Here is a 22,999-nt window from a genome sequence, read left to right as displayed (position 1 = left end):
ATATGAATCTTACTTTAGGTTTTATAGCCTTTTTTATATCTATAGTAATCCCTGGCATCTTATTTAGAAGATTCTTTTTCTATGGCGAATTTTCTAAACAATTTAACACTAAAGACCCTGTATTACATTCCGTTTTTTTTAGCATAATACCTGGCATTGTAATTCAAATTATCGCTTTTATAATTTATAATTTATCACTTGGGTTTGAAACAAGCTATCTTGATGTCTTTACTATTTTTAGAGACATAACTTCAGATGGTGCAAATGGTACACAAACAGCTACCAAAAATTTCATTAATAATGACATAATAACTTTCTTTCTTTATTCTCTTGGAGTATTTGCTTTTGCCTCATTCTCTGGTTGGCTTTGCAGTAGACTAATTAGAACTTTAAAATGGGATAAAAAATATAAACTATTTCGGTATAACAATCAATGGTATTATATCTTTAGTGGTGAGGTTCTTAATATGAAAAAATTTGAAGATGCTCATAATGTATCTTTCAAAAACAATAAAGGACAAGAACAAGACACTCTGATGACTTATGCAGATATTTTAGTTTCTGTCAGTGAACAAAATGACAGAAAAGAGCTTTACACTGGTTATGTCGTTGATTATGACTTAAAAAGTGATGACATCACTCAGTTAGACAAAGTCTATTTAATTGACACGCATAGATATAAAAAGAAAGAAAAAAATATTGATAAAGAAGGGGTTGAAATTAAAGATGAAAACCCTACTCAATCTAGAAATAGGTTAAAAGTACCAGGTGATATTTTTGTTTTAAATGCTAAAAATATTGTAAATCTTAATTTAACTTATATTCCTTCAATAAAAAAGAAAATTGAAAAAGAAGCAAAAAAACAAAGAATATTTTCGAAGATTCAAATAGGATATTTAATTTCAATTTTAATAATAATTTTTGTTCATTTCTTTTATAAAATTCTAAATTTAGATGAATCTTTTCTATCAAATTACTTTGTTAAAACAGGCTTTTGGGGAAAACTACTCGTCATACTTTTTATCAATCAATTTATTGTCCTTTTTGTTCCTTTTGAAGGTAAAGACAAAAAATTGTGTTATGATTTTAAAAATATAGGTATTAGAATACTAAGCCTAATTCTTTGGGGAGCTTTATCATTTTGGTTTGTAATAAAACCTCTTTTATAATAAAGCTAAAATAAACCCAACCCCTAATTAAAGAGGCTGGGTTCTTCTCAACCCAAAAACCAATGGTAATCTCCATTACCAATTAGTGCTTTCTGAATACCTTGTGTAAAATCAAAAGCATTCACATTCCTGTCAAGAAAAGTATCTATATAACTGCTTTTATTAGCTTGTGTAAATAAGTTATACAGTTGCCAAAGGTTAATGTTGCCTTGTTCATCTCTACTAAAGCTTTCATCTTCATAATAATCTTTAGCAATAGTGTTAATATGACTATCATTAAACTGCATTTGTGGAATTCTTAATTTTTCACTTTTTGGCAAATGTTGGTACAACCTTGTTTTACCTAAAATTTGTGCAAATTGTTGTTCTGTAATGCTATGATTAGCCAATACCTTCATGCTATTAAGATGATTCTCTGCATCATAATTTTGTAACACTTGCATCATTTTATCCTGTAATTCATGGTAGGAACTCACACGCAAGTCATCTACAAATCCATCACTCCAAACACATAAATTCATACATACTTGGTTTTGGAAACCCACAAAAAATTTAAACTTTTCCATAGATTTTTTATTATAGAGGTTTTCTAAATTGTAGCTCCTAACTCCTCCAATAGTAAGAGCAACTGTATTACCATTTATTGTATCTGTAATGCTTGGAATTTTAATTACAAATGCCATTCTCTCAAAATACTGGGTTTTTTCATGGTCTAACAGTTCTTTTGCATTTTTGTAAATGGCATCTGGAGTTCTGCCTTTAATTTGATGAGAAACTCTAATTTCTGGACTTGCAATAATTTGATGTGGAAACACTTTTGAAACACAATCTTGGGCTAATTCTATAAACTCTTGGTGTGCTATAGTCTTTTCATTATCCTTGCTAAAAACAGGAATAATGCAATCATTTTTTAACTGCCTTAAAGCAACTTCTTGGGTATTTGCAACAATAAAAGGTTTGGCTTCATACGTTGAAGTTTCTGTATTTAACTTACTTTCTAATTCTATGTGTTGAGTAGGCTCAATAATGTTAATTACATTATCATCTTCATTACTTATTACAGTAGTAGAAAATACAGGTTTAAGCTCTAATTCAAAAGCTTCTTCTGGTGTTGCTGGTTTAATGATGCTTTCCATTTGTTGAGAAATTTTGAGGGTTAATTAATGCTTCTAATTGTAATTTTTTAGTATGAAATTGAGGTTTAAAAGCTTCTTGAAATGTTGGATTATCATTGTACAATTTTGTAAGTTCTGAAACCGACAAAGCACAATTTATTTTATCTGACATTTCTCTTGCATTCATTTGAGTTTCTGTACTTCCAGAATTACACCAATCTAAAATCTTTTTCCCTGTATGAGCTGCAATTTTAAACTCTGGCTTATCCATAAACAAGCCTGTTCTGTCTTTGCTTGAAACTGCGTAATGCTTAATATCTATATCAAAAACTAGAGTAAATTCGTAATCCATTCCATCTCTTTGTACTGCTTTTAACCCTACTTTTTCTGGTATGAATTTTCCATCTTTTTGTTGCAAAACATAATCTTGTTTTGTTCTCATAGTTGCTATAATATGAGTTGGAGATTGGAGTATTTTATCTACAAATAGCTTTTCTAAAGGTTTGATTTTAGCCCAATTTGTAAATGAATTTCCCGCTAAAGAACTGTGGTAATCTAACAAGTAATCCCAACAATGGCTTATGCTGTCTAATATGATGCACTCCATTCCTGCTTTTTCACATACCTCAATAGCTTCTACAAATTTTTGAGGTGTAAAAGGTGGAGTTAATGAAAGTACATTGTAATTACCTAAATGAGCATACAAATCAGCACTTCCATTTTCTGTGTCAATAATTGCAACTTTAGCCAAATTGTTATTGGTTAATCCTTGTGCTAATAGTAAACTTGAATAGGTTTTACCTGAGCCTGCTGAACCTTGTAAAGCTAGTTTTATCTTAGCCTTCTTTCTTTCTGATTGTCTTAAATTCATCGTTTTTATGTTTAATAGTTAATATTTATGTGAATAGCTTCATTTTACAGTACGATTTAAGAAGCATATTGAAATTGTGGTTCTTCTAAAAGTTTTTTCATTGCGTTATCAATAACCTCATCATCAAACTCTTTTAGATAAGAATTGGTAATACTAACATCTGTATGTCCCATTGATTGACCAATAAGGTCAGATGAAATACCTGCAAATTTTAAATTGGTTGCAAAACTATGTCTGATTACATAAGAGGTAACATTCTCACTCAGACCTTGAATTTTCGCAATTTCTTTTAATTGTTTATTGTATCTTCTCAAGGTTTTATGCTTCCTGTTTTCTATCTGCATTGGTGTTAATTCATCTTTTAGTAAAATGGGAAAAACATAGTCTGATGCTCTGTTTTGATTTTTATAGTAGTTTATAATCTGCTTGACTGGCTCTAGCATTTTAACTTTAAATCTTCCTTTAGTTTTAGAACGCGTGTAATGAATTACCTCTCCTTCTATATTGCTCCATTTTAACTTCATTATGTCTATAAAGTTCATACCACCCATGTAGTAGCTAAAAACCAAGTAGTTTCTAGTATTGGTTAAATGTGGATATTTAGTAGTATCAACATTTTCCATAAGTCTCATATCTTCTCTTCTTAATGCCTTTTTTATTCCTTTTGCTTTAAATTTTGAAATTTTAAAATCATTAAATGGATAATATTTTACATCTACAATTCCGCTTTTTATAGCATAATTGTAAAGTGCTCTAATGGTTCTCATTTTTATTCCAATACCTCCATTAGAATTATTATTTCCTCTTAAAAAAGTTTCATATTTATCTAAAGAATTAGGTGTTATCTCTCTAAAAACTAAACTCTTATTTTTACTAAACTTGTAAAATGAATTGTAAACATCTTTGTACACCTTTGCATTACTTGTTCTTCCAGCAGTATTAAAATCATCAATTTTTTCTAACCAAAATTGTGAAACTGTAATTTTTGATGATTTTCTACCTCTAAACTTTTCTTCAAATTGATTTAGTGTAAAGTCAATTTCATCTAAATAGAAATTATCAATTATCTTTAAAGCTTCTTCCTTCTTTTTAAGTAAGACTCTATTTCTTTGAATGTGATTTTTTTCGCTTTTTTTAAACTGACTATTTGCTGCATCCCAATCTTTTTTCAAACAACTAATTCCTAGCGTAATTACCTTAATTTGTCTTTCCTTAATGATTTTTAAAACCACAGGGTACTGACCTTCCTTATTGGGTTTATTTCTTAATAATATTTTTATACTTGCCATGTTTTCTGTATTTATGGTTAATGACAAATTCCTGATATAATAACTAAGGAATTTGTCATTCCTTTTTTGTTAACTATCTAGTAATTCATTAAACTTTTTGATTAAACTTGCTCTTAAAAAAGTCTTTGTTTTTAGTAAATCGTTTTTAACCAACAATTTTTCAAACTTTTTTACTTCTATACTTTTTATATTTCTATTCCCTCTAAGTGAAAGTTTGTCCCAGAAATTAAAACTTAAATAACTTTCTAGGCTTTTTCTATCTTCAACAGATATTGTTGAGTCTGAAGGTATGTTGTCTATGATGGTAAGCTCATCAAACCTTTTCAACATATCTCCAAACAGAGCTTTTAATACTTGTTTGTTTTTTAAATCATAAATATTAAAAGCACCTAATGGGTTAAAACCTTTATTCCGCTTATACTTAATCTCAAATCTGATAACATTTTCATTTAGATTGAATTGCTTTGCTTTGTCGTAAATCTTGAAATAGTAGTTATAATGGTTAAACTGTTTGTACTCACCTCTACCATTAAATTGCTCATTATGATTATGAATTTCTAGCTTGTGTAAACTGATATTCTCCTTAATAACAAATTCTGCTGGCATTGGTAATCTGATATTTAAACCAAACTCTAACTGTGTTAATCGTGTTTTTCTTAAATCTACTAGCTTGCTTCCCAAGTAATCTATTGTTTCACAAATTGCTGAATAGGAAAAATCATTATGGTTATGACTTTTATTTTCTTTTAACTCATTGTACAACTTGTGTATAGAATTCATAACAGACACCAATTTATCATTGATTCTAATTTCCATACTACCAATGTTTGCAGTAAATGGATAGCTAATTTCTCCTGAATGGTATTCTAAAACAGTGTACAATTCCTCAAAATTTTCTTTATCAGTAACAAAAGATTCAATCTTGTCTTTATCTAGGTAGTATTGTCTAACATAATCTATCATGACTAGACTTTTTTGTTAGTTCTACCTAAGTAGTTATCCAACTCATCATCTATATCATTAATAGATGCAACCCTACCACTAAGAATCCAATCTTCTAAATCTTTACGTTTAAAATAAATTACCTTGCCACCAGGCTTGTGATGAGCAATTTCTTTATTACTCGTAATTTTGTGAACTCTAGAAGGAGAAACACCTAAAAAATATGCTGTTTCACCAACTGTTAAAAATTCTTTCTGCTGAATAATTTGTTTTTTCAGCAATTCTTTAATCTCTTTTAATTCATTTTGGATAAATTCCATAACTTTAAATGTTATGGATAGTCGACTATCCTTGTTAATAATGAGACAAAGAAAAGCAACAAAAAACCCTTTGTTTCCATAGTGTAACAAAGGGTTAAGGTAAAGTGTAAGGTATAATGTAAGGTTATTCTAAATACTCGTTTTTAAGTTTTAAAATGTGTTTGTCAATTTTGGATTTTTCAGATTCATTTTTATTTTTTCCTCTTGATAAAGAAGCATAAATGTCATTGCTTTTTAGTGGTTTGTTTTGCTTGTTTAAGAATACTTCACTTTTTTCAATAGCAGAATGAGTAAAACCATTAAAAAACGGTTTTAAAGATTCTAAAAAGTAAGCTACAAGATAATTACTCTCAGTGAATCTAATTTTATTTTCAAGTATTTTGGGCGTTGGAGAAATGAAAGCCTCTATAAAATCTTGCTCATCAATTTCAACATCATCGATCAAATATAACGTATAAGCCAACTCATACAATTCTTTATAAAAAGAATACTTTAAATTTTTGCTTTTAAAGAATGTTGCATCTGATTCATTTATTAGATACCTAAAAGCATTGTGATACGTTATAAGTTGAGAATATCTGTCTTTTAAATTACTTATAATTTCAATAAGTTTTTCTTCAACTAACTTTACATCACCATCTTCAAGTTTCAGCACACGTTTTAAAAGTACTTGTATGTCATTGTAAACATTTATTAAATAAGTAGCTTTTTCTTGTTCAGCTACTACTTCTAAAATTTCATCTTGGATTTTTTTATAAATGAAGGTATTCTCAAAATTTAATAACTGTTCTAAAAAATCTTTTCTTTCAATAATATCAGTTACAAAAATTGGCATATTTCCATCATCTTCTACCATTTCTTCTTTCATAAAATAACCATGTTCTTGAATGTAAGAATATCCATTTTTCTGTAAAGTTGCATTACCAATAAAAGTGTCTTTTACAGATTGAATATTGTTGACAAATAACATGTCAAAATAGAATGAAAGAGGTGTGCTTTTAGATTGCATAAAACGGTTTTAGAAATACAAAGAAATACAAAGAAAGTAAAAATGTTTAACCTATGTTTAACCCAAGTACATAAAAAAAAGCCTCACATCTCTGTGAGGCTTTTATTTTCCTAGTGGTCCCACCTGGGCTCGAACCAGGGACCACCTGATTATGAGTCAGGTGCTCTAACCAACTGAGCTATAGGACCAGTTTTGAGGTTGCAATATTACTACTATTTTTTATTCAATGCAACATTTTTTATGTTTTTATTTTATTTCTTGACAAAGTTCTATCAAAACTCCATTTGTACTTTTAGGATGAAGAAAAGCAACCAACTTATTATCAGCACCTTTCTTCGGCAATTCATTCAAAACAACAAATCCTTCTTTTTTCAATCTTTCAATTTCGAGTAAAATATTTTCAACATCAAAAGCTATATGATGAATCCCTTCTCCTTTTTTTTCAATAAATTTAGCTATTGGACTATCCTCTCTAATCGCTTGTAACAATTCGATTTTATTAGGTCCATTCTCAAAAAAAGAAGTTTTAACCCCTTCCCCTTCTACCACTTCTTCTTTATATGACGATACCCCTAGAAGCTTTTCAAAAATCAAATTAGAGACTTCCAAGTCTTTTACAGCTATACCTATATGTTCAATTTTTCGCATTATTTCTGTTTTAGAAACATTAAAAACTTAATTAAACACAAAATAACAAAAAGTTTTACTCTAAAAAAATAATTCTATTTAGTTTATAACATTATTACGTATTTTTGCAAAATGGAAACGAACAGACAAAAAAAAATAGGCACATTATTACAAAAAGACCTTGTTGACATTCTTCAAGGAGAAATAAGAAAAAACGGAGTAAGTAATTTAGTGATTTCAGTTTCAAAAGTTAATGTAACTTCAGATTTATCTATAGCTAAAGTTTTTTTAAGTGTTTTCCCAACGGAAAAAGCAGGAGAAATCTTAAATGCAATAAAAACAAACACACCTTTAATTAAGCATGATCTATCCCAACGCGTAAAAAATCAATTAAGAAAAGTTCCAAATCTAATTTTCTACATTGATGATAGCTTAGATTATATTGAAAAAATCGACGACGCCCTAAGCGGAAAAGAAAACCCTGTCTTAAACCCTGATTTACTAGACAAGAGAAAGAAATCATAAATCATTGAATTTCCCATTCTACATAGCAAAAAGATACGCAGTAAGTTTTAGCAAAAACTCTACAATAAACATCATAACCATAATAGCAACAGTAGCTATTATTGCTAGCGCAATGGCACTATTTATTTTTCTTTCCGTATTTAGTGGCTTAAAAGAATTCACACTCAGCTATAGTAATTCTTCAGATCCCGATTTTACAATTGAAGCCATAAACGGAAAATCTTTTTTCATCACTCAAGAAGAAGAACTTAAATTAAAAGAAAGCAATTCAATCACAAATTACAGCAAAATAGTTCAAGACCGAGTATTATTCAGCTATAGCAACAAAGAACAAATAGCCACAATAAAAGGAGTTGATAGCATATTTACAAAAGTAAGCTCTATAGACAAATATCTATATGTAGGAAACTGGCTAGAACCAAATACAAATCAAGCAATTGTCGGAGCAGAAATATCAAGAAGATTATCTTTAGGACTATTTGATTTCACAAACTCCTTAGATATTTATTCACCAAAACCTGGTAAAGGATTAATTGAAAATAACGAAAATGCTTTTAATATTTCCAAACTTCAACCAACAGGAATTTTCAACATAAACGAAGATGTTGACAGTAAATATGTTTATTGCGATATTCTAGTTGCGCAAAATTTATTTGGATTCAAACAAAACCAAATCACTAGCATAGAACTAAAAGCATCCAAAAATATTCCAGAAGAAAAAATAATTGAAGAATTAAATGTTATTTTCAAAAACAATGTGAAAATAAAAACCAAAGCACAATTAAACGATTCTTTATACAAAATGTTAAATTCTGAAAATTTATTCATCTATTTATTTAGCACCCTTGTAGTGATTTTAACTTTATTTTGTTTAGCTGGAGCTATCGTAATGATTATTATCGACAAAAAAGAAAACATATATACTTTATACAACATAGGCTTAACTTTTAAAGAAATTAGAAAAATATTCTTCATTCAAGGAATAATTATCACCTCTTTTGGTCTTTTTTTCGGCATATTAATTGGCAGCATCCTAATCATCATTCAACAAGAATTTTCACTTTTAATGATATCTCAAAGCATTGCCTATCCTGTTTTATTTAAAATAGAAAACATAATTATAGTTGTATTAACTATTATCTCACTTGGCATAACATCCTCATGGATTGCTTCTGGCAGAGTAAATAAAGAAATTTTTGAGTCATCTTAAAAATAGATTGACAATTTTTACAATAAACCAGTAGATAAAATTTCACTGATTTTTTTGATCTTTTATTATTGTAACACTCAATAAATTCTTTAATTAACTCATTTTAAAACTAAACAACTTTTATAAAAAAGATAATTAAGATTTAAAAATCAAGCTCTTTAACACGCACACTAGAGCAAGAGCGCCCATTAATGTAGTTTTATTGTAAATATTTAAAAGCTGTCTTTATGTATCATTTATTTTGTAAAAGGCAGAACAGAAGAAATAAATCATTATTATTTTTTAAAAAAGACTTGTTTATTCCAATAAACATTGTAAATTTGCACTCACAAATCGCGGGATAGAGCAGTAGGCAGCTCGTCGGGCTCATAACCCGAAGGTCACAGGTTCGAGTCCTGTTCCCGCTACAAGGTAAGAGAATCAAGAAATTGGTTCTCTTTTTTTATGTGGTTAACTTACCTATTATATAAGGATTTACAATAAATCTGTATCTCTATTACAATTTCAATTTTTCAATTTTTGAGGTTACAATAAGGTACACATTTTTATTATTTGGGTACACTTATAGGATTACTCATTTTTTAGCCAGGTACACAATTGGGTACATATTAACAAAACATCAGGCACACATAAATCCAATATCTATGAAAAGTTCAACAGTAATTAAAATTCTGTTTTTATTAAATAAGACCAGGATTAATACAAAAGATGAAGCACCTATTAGGTGTAGAATCACTTTTAATGGAATTAGGAAAGTTTTCTCTACTGGATTATTTATAAATCCTGAAAATTGGGAAAGCTCATTACAAAAAGCAATTCCAAATGACACTAAGCACAAGCAAATAAATACTCAATTGAGCCTGATTAAACAAGAAATTAATCAGGCTTTTTTATTTCTACAAGTTCAAAAAGAACAATTTGATGTAGAAGATATTTATTTAAAATACAAAGGGGAAGATATTAAACCATCTAAAACCTTAATTGAAACTTTTGATTTACATAATTCAAGGATGGAAAAATTAATTGGTATTGAATACACAAAATCTACATTCTCAAAATTTGTTGAAGCTAAACAGCATATAATTGATTTTCTATTCTTTAAATTAAAAAAGAAAAATATTCTTTTAGAAGATATTTCATTAAAGTTTCTAAATGATTTTGATTATTACTTAAAAACAGAAAAGAAGTTTAAGCAGATTACAATCAATAAAAGCATTCAAAGAGTTAGGAAAATAATTAAATTGGCTATTTCAAAAGGTTTTATTGTCACTGACCCATTTTTACTTTATAAACCTAAAAAAGTAATCAATACAATAACCTATTTAACTTCTAAGGAACTTTATAAATTAGAAAATCATAAGTTTTCACAGAAGAGATTAGAGCAAGTTAGAGATATGTTTGTATTCTGTTGTTATACTGGCTTGCCTTATCAAGAAATGTCTGTTTTAAATCAAAAGCATTTGGTAAATAAGTTTGATGGTAAACTCTGGATAGATATGTTCAGACAAAAGACAAAAAGGCAATTTTCAATTCCATTACTACCTAAAGCCATTTCAATAATTGAAAAATACCAGGATGATAAAAGACTATTACCTGTAATTAGTAATCAAAAATTCAATTCTTATTTGAAAGAAATAGCTGAGATTATAGGTATTGAAAAGAAATTAACTCATCACATTGCAAGGAAAACTTTTGCTACAACTGTATTGCTTTACAATGATGTTCCAATAGAAGTTGTTTCAGAACTTTTAGGGCATTCAAAAATATCTACTACACAAGAACACTATGCTAAAGTAATTCAGAAAAAAGTTAGTGAGCAAATAGGTTTACTTCAAAAAAAACTAAAATAATTTAAAATATTTCCATTTTAGTTTTACCTTTGCAGAGGTTCAGTTAAAGGAAAACCACCTTTCCAAATTAATAATACTGAACTTCTGAGTTTTCTATAATCGAGTTTTTTAGAATTTACCTTGAAGGTTATTCAGCCTTCACTAATTTTAAATGTTATACTATATGGAAAACATTTTCTTAATTTCAGAAGAAGAAGTTATGGATAACTTCAAAAAACAAAATCCAACCAAAGAGGACTACTATGATATTATTTGTGAGTCTGAACCAGAGTTTTTAAAAAAGTATTTTTTAAGTATAAATCCTTCTATGACTAATGATGATATTGCTATGCAAACTTCTCTTGAGCATATCAGAAAAAAAGAAAAAAACAAGATTAAAAGGGATGATATTCGACTTCCAGAAGGGTTTGAAGAAATTGAGGTTTATGATGAAAATAAGACATTTGAAGAAAACTTTAAATCTGGAAAGTCAGTAAAGTATCTTTTAAACAAAGTGACAAAAGATGATGGCTTAATGATTGGCACTAATGATTATTTTTTACCAACTTCATTAAGTAAATGTGTAATTGATATTGAAAAAGTAGAGAAATATGGCGATTTGATTTTTGTTCCTGTTAATTATGATGCTTTTTTTAGTTATAATTTATTATCGTTTAAGAATTATAATAGTAATTTCTTTTTAGTTGATGAAAGAATTATGTTTGAAGCATTACTTATAAAGTTCAAAAGCTTTGATTATAAAGCCTTCTATTGGTCAAAAGAAAAGATTTTAGAAGAAGTGGGTATTAAAAAAGACAGGTCAACTAAAATTTTGGGAAAATTTATAAAACTGGGGATTGTTTCAAAAGAACTAAAAAAGAGCTTTATTGACAATAGACCAATGCAAATTAATTATTACAATTTAATCCCTGATAAAATTATAGATTTATTACCAGATATATATAAAGAAAAAGATGATAATGGTTTAGAAGCTAAAATGATAAAATATTTGATGCCTGTTCTTAATGAAAAAAAACACATTACTAAAAAAATACAATAGATTTTCATTGGAGAAATTCCAGGGATGTTAAATATCTAAAAAAACAAACATGTTACTTTTATTGAAGGTTTTTCTCCAATGGAGACCAAAATCAGAGCCAATCCTAATAAAATAGGATTGGCTTTTTTTATTTCTATTTAAAACCAGGAAATTAAAAGAACTTTTAACCAAAAAATTTACAAACTATGCAATTAAGACAATCAGAAAGGAAGAAAGCCAAGATAAAAATGGCTTTACAAGGTTCAGCAGGTTCAGGTAAGACTTATTCAAGTTTACTACTTGCACATGGATTGACAAATGGTGATTTTAGTAAAATAGCCATTATTGATACAGAAAATGGAAGTGCTGATTTATATGCTCATTTGGGTAATTATAATGTACTAACATTAACTCCACCATTTACACCAGACAATTATATTAAAGCAATTGATGTTTGTGAGAAAGCAGGTATTGAAGTGATAATTATAGATAGCATTAGTCATTGTTGGGATTATCTTTTAGATTATCACAGTTCATTAGCTGGAAACTCATTTACAAATTGGGCAAAAATTACTCCATTGCAAAAAGCATTTACAGATAAAATTTTACAGTCTGATGCTCATATAATTGCCACAATGAGAACCAAACAAGATTATGTTTTAAATCAAAAAGATGGTAAATATATTCCTGAAAAAGTAGGATTGAAAGCAGTACAAAAAGATGGGTTAGATTATGAATTCACTATTGTATTTGATGTAGATATTAAACATTTTGCTGTCAGTTCAAAAGACAGAACAGGCTTGTTTATGGGCAAACCTGAATTCATCATAAATTCTGCTACAGGAAGAAAAATTTTAGAATGGTGTAATAGTGGTACAAATCTGCAAGATGCCAGAGAAAAGATTAAAAGCACTAAAAATCTTGATGAATTAAAAGTATTGTACAATCAATATAGCAATTGGAGAGAACTTTTAGAATATGACTTCAAAGTTCAGAAGGACACTATTAATTCAAAAGAAATATTGTTAAACCCAAAATCATTCAGCACAAATGGAAGCACAAGTCATCATTGAATCCAAAATAAACCAGGAATCACATAAATTAATTCCTGTAAAGCAAACTAATAATATTATAAATCCTGGTACTACGCAAACAGGTAATGTTATAACTCCTGGTATTTCAAAGTTTCCAAACAAACCTTTTATTGAAGCTAACACACAAGAAATCAATTTATACAATTTAAAAAATGATTGTATAATTCCTGTGTTTAGCAAGGATAATGAAAGGACTATTTCACACCAGGAATTTATTGAAATTGCACAAGAAGCAGTTTTAAAAGTATTTCCACACCATACTTTTGAGAAACCTGAAATCAGAGTAAGTCATCAAATTAAAGGCAGAACCCCAGAAGCAATACATAAAAATGTAAAAGATTTGTTAGACCATGAAAGAACTCAATATTTTGAAAGAATGGCTTTTATAATTAGGATTCCAAGTATTGTAGATAATATCAATGGTAATGAGATTGCTCTTACAATAGGTGGGGTTAGAAGTTATAATTTAGAAAACTTGTACAATAAAAAGACTTTTGAAAAATTTAAGTTCTTTATTGGATTTCAGAATAAAGTATGCTGCAATTTATGTGTTTGGAGTGATGGTTTTGTAGATGATATGAAAGTAAGTTCATACCAAGAATTACAAACTAAAATTATAGAAGTAATTCCAAAATTATAATGCTGAAAAGCATTTGTTAGGAATGAAAGAGTTTGCTAAACATTCATTAACAGAAACTCAGTTTGCTCAATTAATAGGTAGAACAAGATTATATCAACATTTACCAAAAAAGGATAAAGCATTGATTCCAAATTTAAACTTTACAGATGGTCATATTAATACCATTGTAAAAGATTATTTTGAAGATGATAGCTTTTGTAGAAATGAGCAAGGGGATATAAACCTTTGGAATGTTTATAATCTCTTTACACAAGCCAATAAATCTTCTTATATAGATACTTTTCTTGACAGAAATGTGAATGCCTATGATTTTACAAATGGTATTCAGAAAGCACTGATTGGTAATGGAGATTACAATTGGTTTTTGAGTTAATTAAGAACCCAGTCAATAAAGATTATTGTCTGGGTTTTATTGTTTTTTTTAAGATTCTCAATTTATTTAATATTTTTGTTAATATATCTTAAGCAGTTGGTTTATGTCTATAAATTTTAGTGATTTAATTTCTATTAACAAAAAATGGTTTAATAAAGACTTTAATCATCATTATACTAAAAATATAAATGATAAATTAAAAGTACGTTTATATACAATTAAACCATCTGGAACTATAGTTAATAGTAACTCACTAGCTGAATCTCTTTTTGACATTTTGCCAGATTATTTTAAATCTAAATATGAAATTGAAAAAGAAATACAAAGAGAAATAGATAAAACAATTGATGATTATACTACAGCAACTGATATTGAACAGAGAGAAATTGCCTTAAAAAATGTATCTGTTAGGACATATAGACAAGCAAGTAATTTTTTTAAAACTAAAAGTGCAGATTCAAAAAGTGGAAAGTATGGTGAGCTATTATTATTTGGCATAGTTGAAGCATTATTGAATTGTAAAATGATAGCTCATAAAATTACCAATTTGACAAATGTTCATGATGAAATTAAAGGTGGAGATGGTATTTTTATGGGGGAATATACTTTAGCATCTGGTATTAAAAATACAGCTTATCTAATTGGAGAATCAAAGGTATGGCAAAGTTATTCAGGTGCTAAAAAAGATGCTTTAGATTCAATTAATAGATTTTATGATCCAAAAGTTCAATCAACATTTAACTCATTAGAGTTTTTTATAGCAAAAAAAGATATAAACAAAGTCTTTGATTCTGATAACATTGATATAGATGAACTTTATGACAGGCTTGACCCTAAATCAGAATTATTTAAAAAACAAATAGCTGTTCATCCAATATTAATAATGTATGACACTAAAGGTTATAATAACTTGATGGTAAAAGCTGCAAACAATGAGGAATTAATAAATTTAATAAATAATGATGTTCAATCTAAATTAGATAAAACATTAGATGGTATAAAAAATAAAGTAAAAGAGTATTCTGAGCTTGAAAAAATATATTTAGACTTCATATTAATACCAACAAATAGTGTGAAAAGTTTTAATCAAACAATGGATGAATTGATTTAAATTAAACTGATGGAAAAAAGTAATCTTACAACTCAAGCTTTTAAACATGCTATTTTAGATAAACTAATTTATAATTTAACTCTAAAATTATTATCAAAAACATTTAGCTCTGTAGTCAATATAAACATAGATGAAGATGAATTAAAAAAAGGTGTTTGGCTTGTTTCAATACTAGCAAATAGTGAAAACCAAATATATCAAAGAAAAGCTCAACTATTTACCTCATTGCTTTTTTTGAATAATCAAGAAAATATAGAAATCCTTAAGGTTTGTTATATCATATTTTCAAGACTAGGTAATTTAACAGCTACAAAATTTTTAAAACATTTATATGATCATGATGAATCAGATCCAATTGAATTAAAATCAAAGTATGATTTTGGAGATTTTTTGACAAAGGAATTAATTTATGAGAGAGAAAAAAAAATAATAGAATCACAGAATAAATCTTATCTAATAACAGAATTCCAAAAAGAGCTTTGGCAAGGTCTAAAATTAAATAGTGAAATTTCAATATCTGCACCAACATCTTCAGGTAAATCATTCATAATTAAAAAATTTTTAGTAGATAAACTTTTTAATGAAAAAAAATATAGGGTACTTTATATTGTACCATCTAGAGCTTTAATAAATCAAGTAAGTGAGGATTTTATTTCTGAAATTAACAATGAAATACACATTAAAACTACTTATGTAGAAGAAAATGAAATATTTGATAAAGAAATTTACATATTAACCCCAGAAAGGTGTATAAAAATATTATCAAGTGATTTAGAAATAGATTTTGTTTTCATAGATGAAATACAAGGCATAGAGGATATTGGAGGAAGAGGTCAAACATTTGAGTATGTTTTTAATGAAATTTCTAGTAAGTATCCAAAAACAAAAATTGTAACAGCTGGACCTAATATAACTAAACCTGAAAAGACATTCTTAGAAATTTTTGAAAGAGAAAGTTCTCCAATTTCAACAAAATTATCTCCAGTTTTTCAAGTAAAACTTACTTTAAAAAATATTGAAAAAGGAATTTTTGAAGTAATAGTTCAAAATGACATAAATAAAAATCAATCATTTAGACATGATTTTAATTTTGATTTTTCAAAGCTAAAATCACTTGGAGACCAAATGGCTCATTTAGTAGACAAAGTTGCTCCAGATGATTTTAATATAATTTATGTTAGTGATGGTGATTTGGCTCAACAATGGTCAATAAAGTATGCAGAAGTAAAAAAATCAGAGTTTAAATTAGATTATGAAGTACAAGAACTAATAGACTTTTTAAAAGAGGATATACATAAAAAATATTTTTTGATTGAATGTCTAAAAAAAGGAATTGCATATCATCATGGTAGTTTACCTGATATAGTTAGAAAAGAAATAGAGACACTATATATAAATGAAAAGATAAAAACATTATTTTGTACTTCAACACTTCTAGAAGGAGTTAATTTACCAGCAAATAACCTATTTACATTTCAACCTAAGAAGGATAATTCTCCATTAACTAAATTTGAATTTGGAAACCTTATTGGAAGAGCTGGTAGATTAAACTCTTCATTATATGGTACAGTTTATTATTTAGAAAGATATGATGACAAAATTAAAGCTTCAGAATACTTAAATGTTGAATATGAAAAAGAAATAGAAATTTTCTCATCTAATGCCTTTTCAGATTTTGAAATAGATGATTTAAAAGTTGCTATAAAGGATATAAATAAAAGTGATAAGTCAAAAACAAATAAAGTCAGACAGTTTTGTGTTTTTTTAAGATTAAAGTATTTAAAGGATAAAAGTTTTGTAGAAAAATTTTTAACTAAGAAGGGGTTTTCTTTGAATAAAATAGATGAAGTATTATCTGTATTAGACAAGAGTTTATCTAATATTAATTTATCTTATGATGTATTAAAGAAAAATCCAACTATTGACCCAATACTTCAAAATGAATTATATATTGCAATTTTAAATTCCAACATAACTGATTGGGTTATTAATAAAAACAGTAATTACAATGAATACCTTGATTCTAATGAAGTTAGCTTAATGCCAAATAGTGAAAAACCATTTTATTGGCAATTTATAAATCTTATTGAAAGATTAGATTCAATATTTGATATAAAAAGTGAAGCATTAATCAAGCACAATAGATGGGTTACTCCTAATTCACTGAGTGTTCAAGCAAAGAAATGGTTAGCAAGTTTACCCATTGGTCAAATAATTCAGGAAAACATAAAATATCAATGTTCTGAAAAAGTTAAGGAAGAATTCAGAAAAAATCAAGATAGTCTTAAGGATATTAATTCAATCATTAATGATACAATAAAATACAATTCTTCAATTACAACTCATCTTATTCCAAAATACACAAAAGTATTAGCTGATATTTTAGAAGTTATTTTAAGCGATAAACAAAAGGAAGAATATAAGCTAACATTGAGTTTACCAACTTTTTTAGAACTTGGTACACAAGAACCAATGGTTATTCAATTAATATCAGCAGGAGTTACAAGAAGTGTTGCAATACAATTAAATAAAATATATAAAAAGAATACAACTAAAGAATATAGAGATAATAATGATATTTGGAAATGGTTGTATAACAGAAATGAAATACCTGAATTAAAACCAATTTATAATAGATATTTAAAAAGATTAAAAATTATTAATTAGCTTCTAAATGTTTCTATCATAGAATACTCCTTTCACATCTTTTCTTCTGTATAAGTTCTATTTTATCCAACTAAAAAATTTTCTTTCTTTTAACCTCACTTATTGAAAAAATTTCTATATCCTCAATGCTTTTAATTAGTTTTATTGGTAATGAATATGAAGAAATTAAATATGGTTTAACCCTGAATTCTGAAAAATCAAATTTAAATCTTTCACTAATAAAAGTTAAATTATTTCTCAACCATAAGGTTCTATTTCTGTGTTTAGGTAACTGCTTTTCAATATAGTTTTTAGCATCTCTCTGAAACTCATAAATAATTTTAGCTTGCTTTGTGTTTTTACACTCAATTGAATAAATAATTTTAGCTCTCTTATCAAAAGCTAAAATATCTACATCTCCATAGTTCTTATCATTACCTTTTACAGGAATTTTAAATTCATAAGGTATTACTTCCAAAAGTGTATTGTTACTTAGCCAATCACAAACTTCATTCCTGAATTTTTTCCCTTTAATATTATTTCTTTCAGCAAGCAATGAATTAATTCCTTTTAATTCTTTATTAACTTTTAAACTACCATTAAAAAATAGTGCGAAGAAATTATCAACAGAAGAAACTAAATGTCTGGCACTAATAATATTTCTATGAATTTCATTTTCATCTTTAACTCTAAGAATAGGTCTTGATAAAAATGATAATCTTCTATTATATCTCCATGGAAATATATCTTGATATTCATAGTCTTTTGGAGGATTGCTAATGTTACCTCTAGAATTTAAAATAAAATTATTTAAGAATGAATCAATTTCTATTTTAGTTAACTTAAATTCATTTTTCAATAATTGTTCAAGTTCTTCATCTTCAAAAATCATATAAGATGTCTCATTCTCAAAACAAAAATGTGCAAGTTCATACATTAATTGTCTTAATTTAAACATCTCAATACCAAATTCATCTTTAAAGACAGAATCAATTTTATCATAATATTTTTCATTTTCAATTTGATTGTCATCTTTGTCTATATCATTAGAATTGTAATTTTCAATAAATTCAAAATGTTCATCCTTCTTAGACTCAATTGAAAAAGAGTTAATTTTATCAAAATATTCTTTATTAATACCCAATCTTCCTGATGGCAATTTGCCCATTTCAGGATTATCCAGGTCAAAACTTAATAAATCCTTAGTTGTGCCTAAAAAAATTAATTCATCAACTAATGCAATTAAAAAATCGACATCATCATCATTTATTTTTTTTTGTCCATAATAAGGTTCTGCAACAATAAATTCTACTAAACACCTAATGCTTAAAGAGGTTCTTACATTACTTGAATCTTCTTCAATATATTCTTTAACAGCATCGCCATATTTTTTAAAACATTCAAAATATGTTACAGCTCTTAATTGTTTAAATGCACTATCACTTAATAATGTTTCATTTCTAAGAAGAACATTTTTTAATAATTCAATAGAATTAAAATTTCTAATTATTTCCCTTATTTTTGAAATGATAGTATCTATGCCTTTTACACAAACATTTATTTTGGCTTCTTTATTAAGGATGCTTTCAGGTATATCTAAACTCATCCAATCTAACATATCTTCAAGAACTATTGATGAGTCTGCTTTATTTAATCTTTCTACTTTATTTAATAAAAATCTCTTTTCAAGTTTTAAGTCCTCAATTGTATTACCTGCAATAATCATTTTTGCCATATTTAAAGGCATATGATTATTTATAATGTTTTCAATTATTACTTCTTCCAAATTATAATTATAATTTAATCGTAGTAATTCTAAGATGCCTTTTAAAACTGTTTCCATAATGCATTGTTCCCCATAATTATCGTTTCTTTTAAGCATATTATGAATATTAGAAGGAACTATTATAGTTAGTTTATTGCAAATCTGATTAATTGTATAATTAATTTGAACTGTTTCTTTACTATTATTCTTTAAGTCAACAGTTGTGTAATTATAAAAACCTTCTTCAAGTGATACTTCAATATTAATAGGAACTGATTGAAGGTCTTCTAAGAATAAATTTAAAGTTTCATAAAATTCATGCAACCAATATGCTATTGCATCAATAAAATTCTTAGCTTCCAAATCAAAACTTTTTTCACCTGTTATCCAAAATGGAATTGTATATTTTGTTAAAACAACTTTTATCTCTCCATTTATATAAGTATCAGCTAAATAAATTGGAGCATATTGCAAAATATCATATTTAGTTACAGGCAAATACCCTGGAACTCCAGATTCATCAATAAAGGCAACAAGATGTTTGTCTTCTTTTTGTAATGATTCAATAACTTTATTCCCTTGAATATCATAAGAGAAGTGTAAATAATTAGGAGTTGGGTCATCACTATGAAAAAAAGAATTTTCATTTTGTTTATAATAAGAAAAATAAGTTAAAATTGAAAAAGCTGGGAATAAATTTAATCCTTTGTCATTTGCTCTTTTTTCTGCCTTTAAATATTTCCATAAATCTCTTTTATTTAAATTCCAATTTACAATTAATCTCTTAAGGTCATACAGACCTATTATCATTTGATATTTAAATTCTGATAAATCTGGTTGTCTGATAGAGTGATATTGAAATTCTAAATTAAAATAAGAAGAAACACCAATTAATATAAATGATTCTTCATTACCTTTTATACTATTGACAAAAGTTGAGATTTTATCAAATAATGACTTGTCATTTTCAGTTTGTAGGATATAGTAAACTATTGCAAACTTATTACTATCAAAACTCCAAATTTCAATATCAAAATCAATTTTGGATTGATATTCTGAAGCAATTCTCCATCCCATTTTCTTAAATATCAAATCTCCTTCATATTTTGACATTCTAAAAAATGATTTTTTGAACTCATATTCATTATTATTTTCTTTCAATTTATCATTAATAAATATATTTAAACAATACATTTGTGAAGAAGGTAACGCTAAATAATATTTCTCATCATTTAAAACAATAAATGGCTTCTTTAATAAGTTTGATTCATTTATATTTAATCTATTAACGTCTTTATAATAAATTGAAATATCGTTAATGCAATTATATTCAAGTTTAAGTTTTGTAATTAATCTTTGTAATTCACCCTTAGTAAAAGTAAACAGGTTTTTAAAATCGCTTTCATTTATTTTTTTTGGAAAAGTTATATTTCCTCTATAATCATCAATAAATTCATATCTTTTAATTTTTCTGGTTATCTTTTTAAATAAAAAAAGTATTAAAGTTATGCCTTCATCAATTTCAAGTTTACATTTATCAGATATTTCATTTGAACTTAAAAAAATTGAATTTATCATTAATTGATTTATATCTGTACTATCATGAGCTATACCAGGAAAAACTATATTATTTCCATTTTTAAACATCAAATTTTCTGAAAAACAAGATTCAGATGGGTCTTCATTTCTATCATAGGGAAATTTCTTAATTATAATTTCTTTAAGGATTTTATAATCAATTTTTTTCTCTTGAAAATTACTATGTAAATTATCAATAATTAAATGTTGAATTTCTTCTAATCTTATTATTTTAGAACTGTTTTCAGGGATTAATTGTAAATAAGAAATAAACTCTAAAATTTCAATTGAATTATTGTTTTTAATAAAATTGACAAATTCATCATTAAAAACTCTATCTTCTTTTTTAATATTAGCACAACACTTTTTAAATATTTTACCACTACCACATGGACAAGGTGTATTTTTATTTATCTTCATTTAAATGAATTTTAGTAAATATAACCCTTTTAAAATTTTTTTTAAAATTTTTACACACACAAACTACCCTAATAAAAGCACCCCCACTTGTTCAGAAAGAAAACTCCCCTGTCCAAGTTATATAAATAGACTTTTTTTGACCAGGATATTAAAAAAGTAATTTTTTTGAAGGATAAATTTTAACACAAAGATTGTTTCAAACTTATTTTTGTTCAAGGTTGTAAAAACACCAGGAATCAAACAAAATATGATTTTTTCAATTCCTGGTTTTTTTTCAAGTGTTTGTGAATAAATAACAGTTCATTTTAAATATTTTACATAAGCCAACCATCTTAAAAACCCTCACTTATACTTAGCAATGATGGTCATTGCATCAATACTTGTTGATTAAGGTATTATTTAAGATGAAAGCTGAATTTCTCATGACAGATAAGTATTGAATATAATTCAAATCAAAACTCAAAAACAATGGTAACAATTATCAATTTTAAAGAAAGAAACAAAGAAGATGGAACTTCATTTTTTGTTTTAGAAGTGCAAGGTGGTATTGAAATGGTACAAAGTAAAATAACAGGTAATTTTTATGCTACTGCAAAAAAGGCTTATTTGCCTTCTACTTTTGATGCAATGACTTGTCAAGCATTAATTGGAACTCAAATGCAGGGAAGTATTGAAAAAGAGGCATGTGAGCCTTATGAGTACACAGTAAAAGAAACAGGTGAAATAATCACACTAACTCACAGGTATTGTTATGTGCCAGAAGAAAATGAAAGGTCTAAATCAACTTATGATAATTTTAAACCATCTGTTGAAACATTCTCTTTGAATGATAAACATGAAATGGCAAATGCTTAACAATTATAGAAAGACCTGTTTTAAAATTGCAGGTCTTCTTTATTAATAATAATTTTATGAAAGTAGCAGAAATAAAAGTGTCCTACTCAAATATTCAATCAGTTAAACTAAAACTTACTGATAGTAATATTCTTTTTAAATTCCTTTTAAGTAAATGGAATATGGATATAATAGAGTTTCAAGAAGAGTGCAAATTAGTTTTAGTAAATAAAGCTAATATTGTTTTAGGTATTTATGATTTATCTAAAGGTGGAATTTCAGGTACAGTTGTTGATATTAAAATTGTTGTAAGTGTAGCTTTAAAATGTCATGCTTCTGGTATTGTCCTGGTTCATAATCATCCAAGTGGAAATTTAACACCCAGTGAATCTGATAAACAAATAACAAGAAAATTAAAACAGGCTTGTGAATTATTAGAAATTAGACTATTAGACCATTTAATAATTTCAAGAGAGAATTATTACAGCTTTTGTGATTCTGGTAATTTATAAATTATACTTTTTCCAATACCTTGTATATAGAAATGGAAAAAATGTATTTTTTTTAATGCTCTAAAGTGTGAATGTGGTTAA

Annotated in this window: 20 protein-coding genes and 2 tRNA genes; 13 read left to right on the top strand and 9 right to left on the bottom strand. The window is 26.9% G+C overall.

What is annotated here, in order from left to right; all coding sequences use genetic code 11:
* Positions 1–2: 2 nt before the first annotated feature.
* Positions 3–1,169: a hypothetical protein gene (locus SY27_RS12590; protein WP_045970810.1), complete on the top strand. Its 1,167-nt coding sequence runs from the start codon at positions 3–5 to the stop codon at positions 1,167–1,169.
* 47 nt (positions 1,170–1,216) lie between these two features.
* On the opposite strand, the gene SY27_RS12585 is transcribed toward SY27_RS12590, so the two are convergent.
* The 8 genes from SY27_RS12585 to mce all read right to left on the bottom strand — a co-directional run bounded on the left by SY27_RS12585 (position 1,217) and on the right by mce (position 7,363).
* Complete coding sequence (locus tag SY27_RS12585; RefSeq protein WP_082084357.1) at positions 1,217–2,305, bottom strand: DUF3871 family protein; 1,089 nt, start codon at positions 2,303–2,305, stop codon at positions 1,217–1,219.
* A complete protein-coding gene (locus SY27_RS12580) occupies positions 2,289–3,155 on the bottom strand; it encodes an AAA family ATPase (protein WP_045970808.1) in 867 nt (288 codons plus the stop codon). The genes SY27_RS12585 and SY27_RS12580 overlap by 17 nt, the downstream gene beginning before the upstream one ends.
* Before the next feature lie 56 nt (positions 3,156–3,211).
* Entirely contained in the window at positions 3,212–4,444 is a 1,233-nt protein-coding gene (locus tag SY27_RS12575) for a site-specific integrase (protein ID WP_045970806.1), read from the bottom strand.
* Positions 4,445–4,513: 69 nt separating this feature from the next.
* A complete protein-coding gene (locus SY27_RS12570; RefSeq protein ID WP_045970805.1) occupies positions 4,514–5,407 on the bottom strand; it encodes a hypothetical protein in 894 nt (297 codons plus the stop codon).
* Between the two features lie 2 nt (positions 5,408–5,409).
* A complete protein-coding gene (locus SY27_RS12565) occupies positions 5,410–5,706 on the bottom strand; it encodes a helix-turn-helix domain-containing protein (protein WP_045970803.1) in 297 nt (98 codons plus the stop codon).
* A gap of 124 nt (positions 5,707–5,830) precedes the next feature.
* The gene (locus SY27_RS12560) at positions 5,831–6,715 is read right to left on the bottom strand and encodes a hypothetical protein (RefSeq protein ID WP_045970801.1); all 885 of its coding nucleotides are present in this window, start codon (positions 6,713–6,715) and stop codon (positions 5,831–5,833) included.
* Between the two features lie 114 nt (positions 6,716–6,829).
* A tRNA-Ile gene (locus SY27_RS12555) sits at positions 6,830–6,903 on the bottom strand.
* A 58-nt stretch (positions 6,904–6,961) separates the two neighbouring features.
* Positions 6,962–7,363, bottom strand: a complete 402-nt coding sequence (gene mce, locus SY27_RS12550; protein ID WP_045970799.1) for a methylmalonyl-CoA epimerase — start codon at positions 7,361–7,363, stop codon at positions 6,962–6,964.
* A gap of 111 nt (positions 7,364–7,474) precedes the next feature.
* On the opposite strand from mce, the gene rbfA reads away from it, so the two are divergent.
* The 10 genes from rbfA (at position 7,475) to SY27_RS12505 (ending at position 17,830) form a co-directional block, all read left to right on the top strand.
* Positions 7,475–7,867, top strand: coding sequence for a 30S ribosome-binding factor RbfA (gene rbfA / locus SY27_RS12545; protein ID WP_045970797.1), 393 nt, complete (start codon positions 7,475–7,477; stop codon positions 7,865–7,867).
* A gap of 4 nt (positions 7,868–7,871) precedes the next feature.
* Positions 7,872–9,077 carry an ABC transporter permease gene (locus SY27_RS12540; protein WP_045970795.1) on the top strand — a complete coding sequence of 402 codons (1,206 nt, stop codon included), beginning with the start codon at positions 7,872–7,874 and terminating at the stop codon, positions 9,075–9,077.
* A gap of 334 nt (positions 9,078–9,411) precedes the next feature.
* Positions 9,412–9,484: transfer RNA gene (locus tag SY27_RS12535), tRNA-Met, on the top strand.
* Positions 9,485–9,721: 237 nt separating this feature from the next.
* On the top strand, positions 9,722–10,927 hold the full coding sequence (locus SY27_RS12530; protein ID WP_045970793.1) for a site-specific integrase: 1,206 nt from the start codon (positions 9,722–9,724) through the stop codon (positions 10,925–10,927).
* A gap of 163 nt (positions 10,928–11,090) precedes the next feature.
* Positions 11,091–11,966, top strand: coding sequence for a hypothetical protein (locus SY27_RS12525; RefSeq protein ID WP_045970791.1), 876 nt, complete (start codon positions 11,091–11,093; stop codon positions 11,964–11,966).
* Between the two features lie 185 nt (positions 11,967–12,151).
* Complete coding sequence (locus tag SY27_RS12520) at positions 12,152–13,018, top strand: AAA family ATPase (protein WP_045970789.1); 867 nt, start codon at positions 12,152–12,154, stop codon at positions 13,016–13,018.
* Entirely contained in the window at positions 12,996–13,679 is a 684-nt protein-coding gene (locus SY27_RS19205) for a DUF3871 family protein (protein WP_255350303.1), read from the top strand. Before SY27_RS12520 ends, SY27_RS19205 begins: the two co-directional genes overlap by 23 nt.
* Positions 13,680–13,701: 22 nt before the next feature.
* Entirely contained in the window at positions 13,702–14,052 is a 351-nt protein-coding gene (locus SY27_RS19200) for a DUF3871 family protein (protein ID WP_255350302.1), read from the top strand.
* A gap of 103 nt (positions 14,053–14,155) precedes the next feature.
* Entirely contained in the window at positions 14,156–15,163 is a 1,008-nt protein-coding gene (locus SY27_RS12510; RefSeq protein WP_045970787.1) for a Hachiman antiphage defense system protein HamA, read from the top strand.
* 9 nt (positions 15,164–15,172) lie between these two features.
* Positions 15,173–17,830 carry a DEAD/DEAH box helicase gene (locus tag SY27_RS12505; protein WP_045970785.1) on the top strand — a complete coding sequence of 886 codons (2,658 nt, stop codon included), beginning with the start codon at positions 15,173–15,175 and terminating at the stop codon, positions 17,828–17,830.
* 70 nt (positions 17,831–17,900) lie between these two features.
* On the opposite strand, the gene SY27_RS12500 is transcribed toward SY27_RS12505, so the two are convergent.
* The gene (locus SY27_RS12500; RefSeq protein WP_045970783.1) at positions 17,901–21,572 is read right to left on the bottom strand and encodes a YecA family protein; all 3,672 of its coding nucleotides are present in this window, start codon (positions 21,570–21,572) and stop codon (positions 17,901–17,903) included.
* A 468-nt stretch (positions 21,573–22,040) separates the two neighbouring features.
* Here SY27_RS12500 and SY27_RS12495 point away from each other — a divergent pair, with 468 nt between their 5' ends.
* Positions 22,041–22,427 (top strand): hypothetical protein, encoded by a 387-nt coding sequence (locus SY27_RS12495; RefSeq protein ID WP_045970781.1) that lies wholly within the window; start codon positions 22,041–22,043, stop codon positions 22,425–22,427.
* 56 nt (positions 22,428–22,483) lie between these two features.
* The gene (locus SY27_RS12490; protein ID WP_045970779.1) at positions 22,484–22,918 is read left to right on the top strand and encodes a JAB domain-containing protein; all 435 of its coding nucleotides are present in this window, start codon (positions 22,484–22,486) and stop codon (positions 22,916–22,918) included.
* Positions 22,919–22,999: the final 81 nt, after the last annotated feature.

It is taken from the genome of Flavobacterium sp. 316, from assembly GCF_000967805.1.
Lineage (GTDB): Bacteria > Bacteroidota > Bacteroidia > Flavobacteriales > Flavobacteriaceae > Flavobacterium > Flavobacterium sediminilitoris.
Note: the sequence above shows the minus strand (reverse complement) of the source record. Positions and strands in the feature narration are given on the sequence as shown.

Excerpts from the sequence above, each read along its gene's own strand:
- SY27_RS12590 (WP_045970810.1), top strand. The coding sequence starts at position 3 with ATGAATCTTACTTTAGGTTTTATAGCCTTTTTTATATCTATAGTAATC.
- SY27_RS12585 (WP_082084357.1), bottom strand. The coding sequence starts at position 2,305 with ATGGAAAGCATCATTAAACCAGCAACACCAGAAGAAGCTTTTGAATTA.
- SY27_RS12580 (WP_045970808.1), bottom strand. The coding sequence starts at position 3,155 with ATGAATTTAAGACAATCAGAAAGAAAGAAGGCTAAGATAAAACTAGCT.
- SY27_RS12575 (WP_045970806.1), bottom strand. The coding sequence starts at position 4,444 with ATGGCAAGTATAAAAATATTATTAAGAAATAAACCCAATAAGGAAGGT.
- SY27_RS12570 (WP_045970805.1), bottom strand. The coding sequence starts at position 5,407 with ATGATAGATTATGTTAGACAATACTACCTAGATAAAGACAAGATTGAA.
- SY27_RS12565 (WP_045970803.1), bottom strand. The coding sequence starts at position 5,706 with ATGGAATTTATCCAAAATGAATTAAAAGAGATTAAAGAATTGCTGAAA.
- SY27_RS12560 (WP_045970801.1), bottom strand. The coding sequence starts at position 6,715 with ATGCAATCTAAAAGCACACCTCTTTCATTCTATTTTGACATGTTATTT.
- mce (WP_045970799.1), bottom strand. The coding sequence starts at position 7,363 with ATGCGAAAAATTGAACATATAGGTATAGCTGTAAAAGACTTGGAAGTC.
- rbfA (WP_045970797.1), top strand. The coding sequence starts at position 7,475 with ATGGAAACGAACAGACAAAAAAAAATAGGCACATTATTACAAAAAGAC.
- SY27_RS12530 (WP_045970793.1), top strand. The coding sequence starts at position 9,722 with ATGAAAAGTTCAACAGTAATTAAAATTCTGTTTTTATTAAATAAGACC.
- SY27_RS12525 (WP_045970791.1), top strand. The coding sequence starts at position 11,091 with ATGGAAAACATTTTCTTAATTTCAGAAGAAGAAGTTATGGATAACTTC.
- SY27_RS12520 (WP_045970789.1), top strand. The coding sequence starts at position 12,152 with ATGCAATTAAGACAATCAGAAAGGAAGAAAGCCAAGATAAAAATGGCT.
- SY27_RS19205 (WP_255350303.1), top strand. The coding sequence starts at position 12,996 with ATGGAAGCACAAGTCATCATTGAATCCAAAATAAACCAGGAATCACAT.
- SY27_RS19200 (WP_255350302.1), top strand. The coding sequence starts at position 13,702 with ATGAAAGAGTTTGCTAAACATTCATTAACAGAAACTCAGTTTGCTCAA.
- SY27_RS12510 (WP_045970787.1), top strand. The coding sequence starts at position 14,156 with ATGTCTATAAATTTTAGTGATTTAATTTCTATTAACAAAAAATGGTTT.
- SY27_RS12505 (WP_045970785.1), top strand. The coding sequence starts at position 15,173 with ATGGAAAAAAGTAATCTTACAACTCAAGCTTTTAAACATGCTATTTTA.
- SY27_RS12500 (WP_045970783.1), bottom strand. The coding sequence starts at position 21,572 with ATGAAGATAAATAAAAATACACCTTGTCCATGTGGTAGTGGTAAAATA.
- SY27_RS12495 (WP_045970781.1), top strand. The coding sequence starts at position 22,041 with ATGGTAACAATTATCAATTTTAAAGAAAGAAACAAAGAAGATGGAACT.
- SY27_RS12490 (WP_045970779.1), top strand. The coding sequence starts at position 22,484 with ATGAAAGTAGCAGAAATAAAAGTGTCCTACTCAAATATTCAATCAGTT.